This window comes from Paenibacillus sp. DCT19 (genome assembly GCF_003268635.1).
In the GTDB taxonomy this organism is placed as follows: domain Bacteria; phylum Bacillota; class Bacilli; order Paenibacillales; family Paenibacillaceae; genus Paenibacillus.
Map to the genome: position 1 here is coordinate 3,123,442 of NZ_CP029639.1, position 14,621 is coordinate 3,138,062.

10 protein-coding genes are annotated in these 14,621 nt (G+C 45.2%); 9 read left to right on the forward strand and 1 reads right to left on the reverse strand.

Going from position 1 to position 14,621, the window contains the following annotated elements:
- Positions 1 to 48 precede the first annotated feature (48 nt).
- Positions 49 to 1,632 (forward strand): histidine-type phosphatase, encoded by a 1,584-nt coding sequence (locus DMB88_RS14245; RefSeq protein ID WP_128101873.1) that lies wholly within the window; start codon positions 49 to 51, stop codon positions 1,630 to 1,632.
- A gap of 127 nt (positions 1,633 to 1,759) precedes the next feature.
- Here the strand turns inward: DMB88_RS14245 and DMB88_RS14250 are convergent, their stop codons facing one another.
- Entirely contained in the window at positions 1,760 to 2,617 is an 858-nt protein-coding gene (locus DMB88_RS14250) for an AraC family transcriptional regulator (protein ID WP_128101874.1), read from the reverse strand.
- Positions 2,618 to 2,774: 157 nt separating this feature from the next.
- On the opposite strand from DMB88_RS14250, the gene DMB88_RS31130 reads away from it, so the two are divergent.
- The 8 genes from DMB88_RS31130 to DMB88_RS14280 all read left to right on the forward strand — a co-directional run bounded on the left by DMB88_RS31130 (position 2,775) and on the right by DMB88_RS14280 (position 14,529).
- Positions 2,775 to 3,314 (forward strand): hypothetical protein, encoded by a 540-nt coding sequence (locus DMB88_RS31130; protein WP_254438570.1) that lies wholly within the window; start codon positions 2,775 to 2,777, stop codon positions 3,312 to 3,314.
- Between the two features lie 80 nt (positions 3,315 to 3,394).
- Complete coding sequence (locus DMB88_RS14255; RefSeq protein WP_254438571.1) at positions 3,395 to 4,768, forward strand: hypothetical protein; 1,374 nt, start codon at positions 3,395 to 3,397, stop codon at positions 4,766 to 4,768.
- Positions 4,769 to 4,906: 138 nt separating this feature from the next.
- Positions 4,907 to 5,905: a glycoside hydrolase family 95 protein gene (locus tag DMB88_RS31135; protein WP_254438572.1), complete on the forward strand. Its 999-nt coding sequence runs from the start codon at positions 4,907 to 4,909 to the stop codon at positions 5,903 to 5,905.
- Complete coding sequence (locus tag DMB88_RS31140) at positions 5,902 to 7,221, forward strand: glycosyl hydrolase family 95 catalytic domain-containing protein (protein ID WP_254438573.1); 1,320 nt, start codon at positions 5,902 to 5,904, stop codon at positions 7,219 to 7,221. Before DMB88_RS31135 ends, DMB88_RS31140 begins: the two co-directional genes overlap by 4 nt.
- A gap of 573 nt (positions 7,222 to 7,794) precedes the next feature.
- Positions 7,795 to 9,294, forward strand: coding sequence for a response regulator (locus DMB88_RS14265; protein WP_368028369.1), 1,500 nt, complete (start codon positions 7,795 to 7,797; stop codon positions 9,292 to 9,294).
- Between the two features lie 20 nt (positions 9,295 to 9,314).
- Complete coding sequence (locus tag DMB88_RS14270) at positions 9,315 to 11,030, forward strand: sensor histidine kinase (RefSeq protein WP_254438574.1); 1,716 nt, start codon at positions 9,315 to 9,317, stop codon at positions 11,028 to 11,030.
- Between the two features lie 120 nt (positions 11,031 to 11,150).
- Complete coding sequence (locus DMB88_RS14275; RefSeq protein WP_128101877.1) at positions 11,151 to 12,812, forward strand: ABC transporter substrate-binding protein; 1,662 nt, start codon at positions 11,151 to 11,153, stop codon at positions 12,810 to 12,812.
- Between the two features lie 40 nt (positions 12,813 to 12,852).
- Entirely contained in the window at positions 12,853 to 14,529 is a 1,677-nt protein-coding gene (locus DMB88_RS14280; protein ID WP_128101878.1) for an ABC transporter substrate-binding protein, read from the forward strand.
- Positions 14,530 to 14,621 lie beyond the last annotated feature (92 nt).

The window sequence follows — 14,621 nt, forward strand, 5'->3', positions numbered from 1 at the left end:
GCAAAAAATACGACTACCATCTGTAGATGAAGGAGAAAATCAACGAAAATGAACATTAAAAAAATCGGAATTTCAGTAGTTTCGCTTACCATGCTAACCTCTATAGGTGTGTTTGACGTGTATGGCGCAGGTTCCAAGCGCACGATCGAAGTATCACAGCAACCCGTAAATGTAGTTGTGAATGGTCAGAAGATGGAGGGTGAGCCATTTGTCTACAATGGAATCACTTATGTGCCCGCACGTGTGATTGGGGAAGCGCTAGGTCAGGAGGTAGACTGGGACGATAGCACACAATCCGTATTCGTCGGACAGAAAATCAATGATAAACAAGGTTATCGCGGTACGAAAACACCGTATCCTTTTGAAAATACAACAAGTTATACCGCGGCGCCAGCCGGATATGAGCCGGTCTTTATTAATTTTGTAGGAAGACATGGTTCGAGACATCTTTCCAGTTCCAAGTATGATAAGACGCTGTATGAACTGCTTAGCATCGCTGAGAAGGATGGGCAGATCACGAATCTGGGCAAAGAACTCAAAAAAGAAATCGCCAAGCTTATGGATATCGAGAAGGATAACTATGGTTTACTGTCGATCTCTGGCGGGGAAGAATTGAAAGGCATCGGATCAAGACTCGGTCAAAATTTCAAAGATATATTCACAGATGATAAAAAGGTCATCGCACAAGCAACCTTCAAGGATCGAACTCCGCAGAGCAGAGATCAATTTATTGAAGGTCTGGAAGAGAGCCTAGGCAACAAGAAGGTAGATATTGTTTCTTCAGCTTTTGAAGAAGGAAGTGACCCATATCTGCGTCCATACGATCTGGCGACGAAGTACACTGAATATGCCGAAGATGGAGCATGGGTTGAGCTGTACGAAAATTATGCTACACAGGAAAAAGGAACAACGTATGCTAAGGAACTACTGTCACCCTTGTTCTCTGATCGTTTCTATCAGAGGTTAGATGCGGGAGAGTTCCAATTGAAGGACGAGAAAGGAAAAGTGAAGCTGAGCAATCCAACCGAAGCAGCTTCCAATCTATATGAATTGTATATTATCTCATCGAACCTGAAGGAAGAAGGAAACCTGGAATTCGGAAGGTACTTCACAACCAACCAATTGAAATGGTATGAAAGCTTGGATAGCATTCAAGACTTTTATGAGAAAGGACCGTCTCTAACTTCAACGGATCTACCGCAGGATATTGCTGCACCACTCGTGAAAGAGCTGCTTGCCTCTACTGAACAGTCCATTAAACAAAAGGATACGGCGGGAATTTTTCGTTTTGCACACGCTGAAACCATCATTCCTCTATCTTCATTCTTGGACATTAAAGGGGCGAATGTAAGTGTAGACAACCCGGAGAAAGTGGCAGAGAGCTGGAATGGGGCTGAGATTTCTCCGATGGGAGCCAATATTCAATGGATTCTCTATTCCAATGGCCAGGATTACATGGTGAAGATGCTGAGAAATGAAGAGGAAATTGCCTTCCCGATCGAAACGAAGACCTACCCGTATTATAAATGGGAAGATGTGAAGACTTATTATCAGACAAAGCTCCAGAAGGTTGGGGTAGACATGAACAGTAGCTTAGAAGATAATATTGAGCTTTTACAGAAGAAGTTCTAATTAGAAAAGATACACGTAGCATCCCCTTATAGTAGACAGGAAGAAGTGAGCATCTGATTTTTGGATGAGCTTGCTCTTGCCTACTCAAGGGGATGTTTTTTTGATTTCACCAGTTGAACCTCCAGCCTTAATGTTCAGTATTACACCCGTTACGGATATATCTACCTGGTGAGATCCCAACCAGCTTAGTGAAACTGCGAATGAAATTGGCATAGTCACCAAACCCGGACTGATAACATGCTTCTGTGATACTCATGCCTTCACCTAAGTAGTATTTCGATAACTCAATACGCCGACTGAGAATGTAAGCTCGAATGGTGAGTCCCGTATGCTTGTTAAACTGCCTACTGATATAACTGCTATTGGTGTATAGAGCCTCGGACAAATGTGTGAGTGTAAGCTTTCCCGCCAGGTTGCTCTCAATATAGTCCATCGTTCTTCGAACCAATTCGGGCATGATGTCCGTTGGAACAAAATCTGTATGTTGAAAGGCACGATTAGTCATTAGAAGCAGTTGGGAAATCAAAACATTTTCCATAATATCTGCACCATAGTCATCCGAAGCTAATGCCTGTTCTAGCTTGTTCGTTAATTGCAGCAACTGCTGTAACTCATCGTTTTTCAAATGTACAATGTTTCCTTTACCCTTGGGACGATAATCAAAGCAAGCAGATAGATTCGTTGTTGCTGTGGACAATCGGCTTAAATAGGGCTTCTTCAGATTAATAGTAATTCGTTCATATTCGTTCTTGTCGAGCGCGAAGGAGCGATGCATCTCCTCTAGGTTTAGCACAATCAGATCGCCGGGCTGAAGATGATAACAGCGATTCTCAATGTAGAAATTCACGTTGCCACGAAGGAACACATACAGCTCATATGCATTATGTCGGTGATAGAATGTACCCATATTATGTGTGGTGACGCGGTGTAAATATAACAGATTCGTCTGAATGGGATCGTATAGGTATTCCGTGGATTCAGACATCTATGACACAACCTCCTTGTCGTTTGGCGCAATAAATATTGCGATGTATGCAATGAAAATGCAAACCTGAACCTATAAAATGTAACCATCCTAGCACTGAAAATTCAAATATGCAAGCGTTTTCTAAAATTCAGACCTAATGACATGATTGGAGGACATGATGGAACTAATCATTAGTGCAAGAAGCAGAAGACAGGAAAATACGGAGTATAGAACCCTGGACAAGCATATGCTTAGAGCTGATATCGACGTAGTTAGTGGAAAGGGAACGGCTGAAGATCCCTGGCAAGCGCATATCCTTATAAGCAATGAAGGAAGCAAGGCTTGGTCAGGAGTGATTCATGTTGAGTTGCCATTCAAAAAGCATCAACCGTGGTTCTTTTTACCTGCATTTATGTATGGTCGTAATCGTGGGGAAGCCCCGCAAAATGTCCCAAATGAATTTCCGAGGCTTCGAGAAGGTAATCCGTCTCGTCCTTCATCCTCATGGTGGATGGTTCGAAGTGATCGTCTATCCCATCCCGCTGCACTTGTCTATGATGAGGGTCAGATATTTGGCCTCAGCGCAAGCCCTTATTGGATAAAAATCCTTCAAGTGGTCAAAGGCAACAGTGGTACCCTGGGCAGAAAGGGATGTTTGTACAGTACGGTGGATTCACATGCTCCATTGACAAAGGCAGGATTGGATATACGTTAGGATATGAAAATGCCCCATTACACTTTATCAAATCAAGGCTTGTTCATGAGCGTGCTCCTTTGGAGGAGAATTGCTTTGAATTGTTGGCAGGAGAGTCGGTGGAATGTGTTCTTGAGTTATATCATTACGAGGCGTCATCTGAGCTAGGGATTAATGTTGCGATGGAATCGATCTACAACCGTTATCATGAAGCTCCGAGAGAAGGAAGTGACATGCAGACAACCGTGTCGGATTTATCCCATGCGATCTATGAATGCGCCTATCTTCCAGAGGATCGTCAGTACTCCACCTTCGTATATGAAGACGCTGAAACTGGAGGTTACCGATACAACAAAATCATCTCGATTAGTTGGACTAATGGGATGACAATCGCTACACCGATGTTGCTGGCTGCACTTCGGCAAGATGATGAGCTGATGCGTCAACAGGCGTTGTCCTGCATTACGAATATTATGGATAACGCCATGAACCCCGAATCAGGCTTTCCTTACGATGCCTATCAGGACGGCGTATGGAGCATAAAGGGATGGTGGTTCGATGGGATGCGAACTCCAGGACATTCTTCATATCTCGTAGCACAGGCAATGTTCTACATTCTCAAATGTTACGATTACGAAAAGCGCCTTCGTAACCATAGACATGAGGATTGGCTTGTTTATGTGAAACAGGTACTAGATCGTCTAGAGCGTACGAAGAATACGGATGGTGAGTATCCTACAATTTTGTCAGAACGGACAGGAGCAGGGCTGGAATATGATGCGTTTAGTGGTGCCTGGTGTCTCGCTGCTATGTCGTATTATAGCTGGATAACTGAAGATGTATCTTACTTGGAAGAACTTAAACGGAGCGAAGCCCATTATTACGATACCTATGTGAAACATATGGAATGTTACGGTGCTCCACTGGATGCAGATAAGTCAGTTGATTCAGAAGGTATTCTGGCTTATATCAAGGCTGTTCGTTACCTGCATGCATTAACTGGAGACCCACAATTCCTTGATCATATGAGAGATGCAATCAGCTATGAGTTCAGCTTCAAGTTTAGTTATAACTCACCTGTCCAGATTCCACCACTTAGTACATTGGGATGGTCTAGTTCGGGTGGAAGTGTGACTTCGGTAGCCAATCCTCACATTCATCCGATGTCCAGCAATCTGGTGGATGAGCTTTTGTATTATGTTCAGCAGCGTGAAGATGGCTATGTGCACCAACGGATGATGGATACGGTTGGTTGGGGATGTCAGACTTATAATCGGCATGATGGAGAATACGGATATGGCAAAAAAGGCTGGATGTCCGAGCGCTTCTGTCACTCGCAAGGACTGGTTACGGAGAAATACGCGGACGGCTCGCCTGCCAGCACTTGGTTTTGCCTGATGCCATGGGCGAGCGGATCTGTCATTGAGGGACTGGTTGGCGACTACTGGGATTACGCAATGCAGATTAAGAAGTAATGTTGCTTTTCAGCTAAACGGGTTAGGATCGTACATCTTTATGTTCGTTTTCTTCATTTCGTTCAACTACTGGTAGGAATACACTGAAACAGTAATGAAAGAAACGTATATATTCTTGAGTTCCTTTGGAGGTATGAGATGAATTCGAACAAAGTCTGGTTTGATCAACCTGCTGATATATGGGAAGAGGCTTTCCCTATAGGAAACGGTACCTTGGGTGGAATGGTTTTTGGGAAGACACATATGGAACGGGTTCAGTTAAACGAAGATAGCCTATGGTATGGTGGACCCATGGAGCGGAACAATCCGCTAACCCTTGAATCACTGGAAAAGATACGAAGTCTCGTTTTTGCTGGGGAGATACGTAAAGCAGAGGAACTCGCAGCGGTTGCTTTGGTAGGTGTACCTGATGGACAGCGGCATTATGAGCCATTAGGCGATCTATACATCGCAATGAACCATGGCGAGGCTGAGGCGTCTCATTATGAAAGGCATCTTGATCTTGACCAAGGTACGGTATGCGTTGAATACTCGGCTGGTGAGGTGAAACATCGGCGTGAATACTTTGCAAGTTTTCCTGATCAGGTCATGGCTATCCGTCTAACCGCAAGTGTCCCGGGTGAACTGTCTTTCTCCACCTTGTTCGGTAGAGGAACCGTGCTGAAGCCAAATCAATGGTCGGATACGTTGAGACATCCCGTTGGTTTTCAGGCGTATCTGGATCGAATTGAACAGAGTGGTAGTCAAGATGTAGTCATCCGCGGTAGAAGTGGCGGGGAAGACGGTGTGCGATTCTGCTGTGCCATTCGGATCGTGCCGGTGGGTGGACAGGTTCAATATGCGAGCGGCCAGCTTTCTCTCACCAATGCAACCGCGGCAACCGTTCTAATCGCAGCCTGCACAGACTTTCGCTTTACGAAGGAAGAACTGGTAGACGAGTGTATTCGCAGACTAGATGCAGCCACGGCCAAATCATATGACCAGTTGCGCTTAGACCATGTTAAGGATTATCAATTGTTGTTCAAACGGATGGATATCAACCTTGCAGGTGAGGGAGATAACTCGACCTCTGCCACACTTCCAATGAATCAGCGGTTGGAACAACTTAGAACAGGGGAGACGACCCTGAGCTGGTGAGTCTATATTTTCAATTCGGTCGATACCTGCTTATCTCCAGCAGTCGGCCGGGTTCGTTACCAACCAATCTACAGGGGATATGGAACCAAGACATGCTGCCGATCTGGGATAGTAAATATACGATAAATATTAATACACAAATGAACTACTGGCCTGCGGAGAGCTGCAATCTCTCTGAGTGCCATACCCCGTTGTTCGACTTTATTGAAAGGTTGCATGTTCGGGGCAAGGAAACCGCTAAAATGATGTATGGATGCGAAGGGTTCGTGGCTCATCACAATTCGGATATCTGGGCAGACACCGCACCCCAGGATGTATGCGTGACTTCTACGTTCTGGACGATGGGAGGCGCTTGGTTATCATTACATCTATGGGATCACTACGATTACACAGGCGACAAGCAATTTCTGCAACAGGTGTACCCAGTAATGAAGGATGCGGCACAGTTCATTCTGGATTACCTCGTGGAAGATCCAAGTGGACAGTGGGTAATCTGCCCATCATCTTCACCTGAGAATCGCTATGTATTAGCAAGTGGAGAATCGGGAGCGTTATGCTACGGTGCCTCCATGGACAATCAGATCATTCGAGAGCTGTTTACACATTACATTGCAAGTACACGGATTTTGCAGGAAGATCATGAGTTTGGTGAAACGCTGCAAGTAGCGTTAACCCGAATTCCGGAGATCGCAATCGGTAAACATGGGCAGATCCAGGAGTGGAGCTTGGATTATGACGAGGTGGAGCCGGGTCACAGGCACATATCTCATTTGTTCGCCCTCCATCCTGGGTCACAGATTACGCCTGGAGCTACACCGGAATTAGCCAAAGCTGCTCGGATAACGTTAGATCGCAGGCTGGAGCATGGCGGTGGGCATACGGGCTGGAGCAGAGCCTGGATTCTGAATATGTGGGCAAGATTAGAGCAGGCAGAACTGGCTCATGATAATGTGCTGGAACTGCTCCGTTCATCGACGTTACCCAATCTGTTCTGTAATCATCCTCCGTTTCAAATTGACGGGAATTTTGGAGGCACCGCTGGTATAGCAGAGATGCTTCTCCAGAGTCATGGCGGAGGCCTGCGATTATTGCCTGCTCTCCCTGAGGCTTGGGCAAAAGGTTCGATTCGCGGCCTGCGAGCGAGGGGCGGATTCGAAGTTGATCTGGAATGGGAACATGGAAAACTGGTACATGCCAGAATACAAGCAGACCAGCCATGTCAAGTTGTTGTTTCTTACCGGGAACAGCAAGTGGAATTCAACGTTCCTGAATCAGGGTATACCATCTTACTGCAAGGTCTAGATTGGAACACATAGCTACACCGAAATGAAAATGGCTGCATCGATGAGCTGTTGTATCACACTGTACCCAGTTTCCAGACCGTTGTGCACTCTTCATGACAAAAGGTGGCTAGCCATCCTGATCTAGTGGATGAAAGCTCTGTCTGGTTTCATTCAGCATTAATATGAGAATAGTTTTACGTCGTTGGCTCATTTGGGTCAGCGACTTTTTTCATGCTCAGAAGCTTTCTGCTCCTCATTTCAATGAATGCAATGTGCGAGTTCAAATGATCCGTTGTCGTTTCGCGCAATAAATTTATTAATCCGTGCAATGAAATTGCTTACATTAAGCTATAAAATGTAAGAAATCTGGCACATCTAGCTAGAATTTTGCAATGTACCGAGGATATAAAGCTCAATCGCGGAAAATGGGCTGTGTCCTTATTCATCATAGTGTGCAGAAGGAACCTCACTGGTTTCCACCCGCCAAGAGAGAACATGCGCTGGCGGTTTATTTTCGTTGAAGAGAAAGGGGACGAAATACATGTTAAAGGTTCTGCTAGTGGACGATGAAATGTTTGTTCGGAAGGGGATGCATGAACTGATTGACTGGCATGCCCTCGGCATGGAGATTACCGGGAAGCTGAGAACGGTTTGGAAGCATTACAAATGGCGGAATGTTTGCGGCCTGACGTCATCATTACGGATATTCGAATGCCTGTTCTAGATGGGCTGGAGCTGATCCGTGCTATCGAACAACTGCCCAATCTGGAGCCGGTATTCATCATCATAAGTGGATATCATGACTTCAAGTATGCACAGCAGGCCATCAAGTATGGGGTCCAAGATTACATTCTCAAGCCGATTGATGATGAAGAAATGACAGCAACATTACAGAAATCAGCTGATATGATCCAGAGCAAAAGAAAGCACGCATTCTTAGCAGAGGAACAAGCCAGCACAATTATGCTTGAGGACATCATCAAAGGTAAGGTGCAGAAGCAGCAGGAGCATCGGTACACCGAGGTATTAGGGATTCAGCCGCAGGACGATCTTATGATGATTTTGATGGAACCGCAGTCGGGTCTACAAGAAAGAAAAGTTAATGTCCAGCGAGTGCGTGAGGTGTTACAGGTGCTGGAGGATGAGCTCTTCAGATTGTTCGTTATGGAGCAGAGAAATAGGTTTGTCCTCATGCTTATATGGAAGGAGAATAACCGCAAGAGCATTGTGGAGGATAAGCTGAACTGTATTCACAAAAAGCTAAGTGAAAGTTTAAAAGTAGATATCGGACTGTATGCAGGCACACTCGTGAACGAATTAAGTGATGTTCCAAGGTCGTATGGTGAGGCGGAAGAAGCAATTCGTCACAAGTATGCTGAACATAGCGGAGTTGTAAGATATATGGAGATTAAGGAAAAACCGTTATATGTGTTCAACGTGAATCAAGATGATATTGAACCTATGATCCTAAGTTTGGAAGAGAGGAGTCAGGCTGCCTGTCTTCAAATAGTGAATGACATGTTCACGCAATTCCATGTGCGCCGGTTTTCCCCTCAAGCCGTTGCAGGTTCAATACTGCGATGTACCACAGGGATTCTTGCTGTAGTCCATGAGATGGGCGGGGATGACCAAGGACTGCAGCGGTTAAAGGAATTGGCACAGCAAAGTCATGAGGGATGGAATTTACGCCTGCTTCAAGACGCTTTCTTGGTCGCGCTAGAGGAGGCGGAGGAATACATTGCACAATTACGGAAAGAGCAGTCCAAAGGAGATATTAGTAAAATCAAGCGTTATATTGACTCGCATTATACGGAGAATATTAGCCTTAAAAGTATCGCTGCGCTGTTCTATGTGAACCCGGTCTACCTTGGACGTCTATTTCGCAAAAGTTACGACCTTTATTTCAATGAGTATCTGCTTGAACTACGGATTCAGGAAGCGAAGAAGCTCCTACGTCAGACAGATCTAAGAATGTACGAGGTGGCTGCGCGCGTAGGATTTCAGAATGCAGATTATTTCGTAACACAGTTCGAGAAGATTGTCGCCATGTCACCTACCTCATATCGAAATTTTATCAAAGAAACCAGTGAGCGAGGTGCACAATGATCAGGTGGAACCTGAATTACATGAAACTTCGGGACAAGCTGCTGCTCATGTATGTACTGTCTGTGTTCATTCCCATCGTTGTTACAAACGTTGTCTTCTACAATGTGACTACCGCCAATATACGCAGCCAGAAAACGCGTGATGCAGGAGTCGCCTTGAACAATCTGAAAAATGATCTGCGTGTAACGATAGATCAAGGCGTAGGCTTGTCTTATTCGTTGTATGCTGACCCTGTGTTCAATGACACACTTTCCCGTACATTCCGTAGTCATTTTGAATATATTGATGCTTACAATTCATATCTACAAGGAGAATTTTCCGGTAAATTGATTGAAGGAATTCGCTGGTATCAAGTATATACGGATAACCCTACCGTACTATCTTCAGGATACATTGACCGCTTGACCGATAGTGTCCGTAGCACGAATTGGTACCAGCAGTTTCAGAGCCATTCCGCTCCTTATCCTGCATTGATTGCAACGGATCAGATGTTAAGTCTGGTGCAGCGACTGGACAATCTGGATACCGGCGGGATAGAACAGCTTCTCAAAATTGACATGAATATGGATCTCATCAAAGATCATTTTCGCAATAGTGGTTTTGACGGGGACGTATATCTGCTTGATCCGGGAGGGCGTATCCGTTTCTCGAACGATGCCCAAACAATAGATCCCCAATTAGGGGAGCTGTACAGCAAAATCCAGTTTCCGAATAAAACAATTCAATTTGAACGCACATTCACAGGCATTAACTATTTGGAGGGCTGGTCCCTGCAAGGTGTCATGGATGAAGAAATTGTACTACGTGAGGTGCGTAAATCCCGTGCATTCGTCGTTTGGCTGGCTTGCATCAATTTTGTGTTGCCTACAATTATCATCGCAGCGATGTCCAGATCCATTCATGTCAGACTCGTACGAATTCTTAAACATATGAAAAAAGTGAAAACGCAGAAATTCCAGACGATTCCTCCTGAAAACGCCAGGGATGAGATAGGTCAACTTACGATGGAATTCAATCGGATGACCGAGACAATCCGTAATCTCATTGATGAAGTTTACCTAGCGGATATACAGAAGAAAGATCTGGAGCTGAAGCAACAGCAAGCGCAGCTTCACGCGCTCCATAGCCAGATTAATCCCCACTTCCTGTTCAATACACTTGAATCCGTTCGAATGCGAAGTCTGATCAAGGGCGAGAAGGAAACAGCCAAAATGGTGCACCACATGGCAAAAATGTTCCGGAAGTCCATCAGTTGGAACCAGCATGATGTGACGGTGAAGGAAGAATTGGAGCTGATCGAGAGTTTCCTGCAAATTCAGAAGTACCGCTTTGGCGAAAAGCTTCACTATCGTATTGAAGCAGATCCGTCCACACTCATGTATCGCATTCCCAAGATGGTCATTCTTCCATTTGTTGAAAATGCAAGTATTCACGGGATTGAATCAAGCCCGGACGAAGGTTTTATTGAACTGCTTGTTACTGCTAAGCATGATCGGCTTCATATCTCACTGCAGGATAACGGGATAGGCATGTCTCCTGCTAGGTTGGAGGAACTGCTGAGTTATCTGGATCAGAACACAGATATGGGTGAACATGTTGGCATGAAGAATGCGTATAGCCGGTTGAAACTATGCTACAAGGACGATTTTTCATTCCATATTCAGACATGGGAAGGAGAAGGCACACATATTGAAATTACGCTGCCACTTGATCCAGACAGCATTTGGGACGAGTGAAGAAGCTGAATATACTTTTCTAAGCAGAAGGTACATTTTCATGGGTAACTTTGAAAGCGCTATCTTGATATATTGAGAGTGCCACAGACACTAAGACTATTCAAAGGGGGCATCTGCTGCATGTTTAGAAAAAAAACACTGATCACAGGCTTGGCTATCCTGCTTGCGGTCACAATTGCGGGCTGTAACAAAGCCAGTCCGGAAGCTACATCCCCAGACAGCAATGACAACTCACCAGTTACGTTCAAATATTTCACGTTTGGCGGGGGCAAGAAGGACATCCTGGCTAGTAGTACAACGATTGGTAAGAAGCTTCAGGAACAAACAGGCGTAGATTGGAAAATGGAATATCTGGTGGGCGACAGTGCGACGAAGGCCGGCGTCATGATTGCAAGTGGTGATTATCCAGACATTATCGACTCTAGTGGTGAAATGGCGAAATTGATGGATGCAGGGGCATTCATTCCTCTGGATGACCTAATTGAACAGTACGGACCTAATATCAAACGAGTCTATGGCCCTGATATGGACAAATTCAGACAAGAGGATGGTCAAATCTACTTCTTCCCATATACCGCTAACATCGGGTATGTGTCTGAGCCTAATTTCCAAACGGGTTTCTACATTCAGCGTGCCGTGCTCAAAGAATTCAACTATCCCAAAATCAAGACATTGGACGAATATTTCGATTTAATTGAACAATACAAGCAGAAGTATCCTCAGATTGACGGCAAGGACACCATTGGCTTCGCTACCCTTGCGGGTGAACCTAGCAGCTTCTTCACCTTGCAAAACCCGGCGATGCACCTGGCTGGTTATCCGAATGATGGCAGCGTGATGGTGGATATTAACAGTCACGAAGCGAAGCTCGTCGCAGGTTCTGATTATCAGAAACAATGGATTCAGAAGCTCAGCGAAGTTAACGCCCAGGGTATGTTCGATCCAGAATCATTCACAATGAACCGAGATCAATACCTTGCTAAATTGACGTCAGGCCGGGTACTTGGGTACTTCAGTTATTCCTGGCAGGTTGGCGATGCCACGAGCAATCTCAAGAAGGCTGGCATGGATGACAAACGGTACGTGGCACTTCCAATCGTATTCGATAACAACGTTAAGGATCAGTATATTGATCCCCCGGGCTTTGTGAACAATTACGGTATCGGGATCACTGTGAATGCGAAAGATCCGGTACGGATTATCAAGTATTTTGACAACCTGCTTAAGGAAGAGAATCAGATCCTCGTACAGTGGGGCATTCAAGATGAGACGTATAGCGTGAATGATGAAGGACGTTTCTACTTTGAGAATGAGGAGCAGCGCAAATACCACGAGGATCCTGAAATGAGCCAGAAATTTGGCTTTGACTATTTCAACTACAGCTGGCCACGGTATGGTAATAACTCTTTGTTAGAGGATGGGAATGCCTATGGTCCGGGTAATCAGCCGGAGGTGGCTACCTTCAGTTATACCGATGGTGACAAACTGCTGCTAGAGAAGTACGGCGTAGAAACATTTGCTGAGTTGTTCAGTACACCGGATGAACGACCTTGGTCGCCTGCATGGTCCATTGCTCTGGAGCAGGGCTCACCTGAACAGATCTTTATTACCAAGGCAGATGATCTACAGAAGAAATATTTACCTAAAATGATTATGGAATCGCCTTCAAGCTTTGATAACACGTGGAATGAATATATGGGGCAATTGAATCAATTGGACAAAAAAACATACGAAGACACGATAACGCAAGCAGTGAAGGATCGTGTAGCAGGCAAATGGTAATCGAAGCCATTTAGACCACACGAACGGGGGAAATTCACATATGGTGAAACCAAAATTGAAAACGGCAGGTTTAGCCGTTGTACTCATGGCTTTGCTGGCTGGATGCAGCCAGAACAATTCGTCTTCCTCACCTTCAACGCCAACTGAGGATGATAACAGTCCAGTCACATTCTCATATTACATGTTCTCTCCAGGCAAGAAGGATACATTGGCAAGTGAAACAAGGATTGGTAAAGAGTTGCAAGAGCAGACGGGTGTGGACTTCAAGATGGAATACCTTGTCGGTGACAGTGCTACAAAAGCAGGGGTGATGATCGCCAGTGGAGATTACCCAGATGTCATCAGCTCCAGTGGGGAAATGTCCAAGTTATTGGATGCAGGAGCCTACATTCCTTTGGATGATCTCATTGAACAATATGGACCGAATATTAAGAGAGTATATGGACCGTATTTTGACAAAATGAGAAATGCAGAGGATGGAAAAATCTATGCGCTACCGTATACAGCCAATCAAGGCGAATACTCTGGTAATCCGAACGTAGGCGGCGGGGCGTTCTGGATTCAGCGTTCAGTGCTCAAGGAGTTCAACTATCCCAAGATCACTACGTTGGATGAATACTTTGATCTAATCGAGGACTACAAAGAGAAGCACCCAACGGTTGATGGCGCGGAGACCATTGGATTTGTATCACTCGCCGGCGTAGCCAATAACTTCTTCACCTTGCAAAATCCAGCCATGCATCTAGCCGGATATCCGAACGATGGTAGCGTTATGGTCAATATGGATACGCATGAAGCAAAAGTGGTTGCTGGAACCGATGAACAGAAAAAATGGGTTGAGAAGCTGAACGAAATTAATGCCAAAGGCATGCTTGATCCAGAATCATTCACAATGAACAAAGACCAATACTTAGCGAAGCTGACTTCAGGCCGTGTTCTTGGTTACTTCAATTACGGTTGGCAGATCGGAGACGCAAGTAAAAACTTACTCTCGGCAGGCATTGATGAGAAACGTTATGCACCGCTCCCGATTGTGTTTGATGAAGGGATCAAGGATCAATATATCGACCCGCCTGGGTTCGTAAACAATTATGCAACTGGCATCACGGTCAATGCGAAAGATCCGGTTCGTATTATCCAGTATTTCGATAACTTGCTGAAAGAAGAAAATCAGATCCTGGTACAGTGGGGGATCAAAGACGAGACGTATAGTGTCGATGAGAATGGACGATTCTATTATGCCAATGACGATCAGCGCAAAGCTCATGATGATCTAGAGCTGAGCCGCCAATTCGGATTCACCTATTTTGGCACAGACTGGCCACGTTATGGTGGTGAATCTACACTGTCTGATGGAAACGCATACAGCCCAGGTAACCAGCCTGAGGTAGCCGCAGCTTCATACACAGAAGGGGATAAGAAATTCCTCGACGCCTATGGCATCCAAACGTTTAGTGAATTGTTTAACAAGCCTGAAGAGCGGCCTTGGTTCCCTGCGTGGTCCATTGCACTGGAGCAAGGCTCACCTGAACAGATCTTCACGACCAAATCAGATGATCTCCAGCGCAAATATTTACCGGAGATGATTCTGGGATCACCAGCGAACTTCAGCAAACTGTGGGATACCTACATGGCAGAGCTGAGCAAACTGGACAAAGCTGGCTATGAAGCAACGATTACGAGAATTGTACAGGATCGAGTAGCTGGCAAATGGTAAAAGGTACGCTGTAAACAAACTGTTACATGCGCGGGAGAAGAAGAGAGAATCGAATATCAGTCTTGTCTCGCGCATGAATAACAGCATAGGAA

Bases quoted from the DNA above. Each gene is read 5' to 3' on its own strand.
- DMB88_RS14245 (WP_128101873.1), top strand. From the start codon at position 49: ATGAACATTAAAAAAATCGGAATTTCAGTAGTTTCGCTTACCATGCTA.
- DMB88_RS14250 (WP_128101874.1), bottom strand. From the start codon at position 2,617: ATGTCTGAATCCACGGAATACCTATACGATCCCATTCAGACGAATCTG.
- DMB88_RS31130 (WP_254438570.1), top strand. From the start codon at position 2,775: ATGATGGAACTAATCATTAGTGCAAGAAGCAGAAGACAGGAAAATACG.
- DMB88_RS31135 (WP_254438572.1), top strand. From the start codon at position 4,907: ATGAATTCGAACAAAGTCTGGTTTGATCAACCTGCTGATATATGGGAA.
- DMB88_RS14270 (WP_254438574.1), top strand. From the start codon at position 9,315: ATGAAACTTCGGGACAAGCTGCTGCTCATGTATGTACTGTCTGTGTTC.
- DMB88_RS14275 (WP_128101877.1), top strand. From the start codon at position 11,151: ATGTTTAGAAAAAAAACACTGATCACAGGCTTGGCTATCCTGCTTGCG.
- DMB88_RS14280 (WP_128101878.1), top strand. From the start codon at position 12,853: ATGGTGAAACCAAAATTGAAAACGGCAGGTTTAGCCGTTGTACTCATG.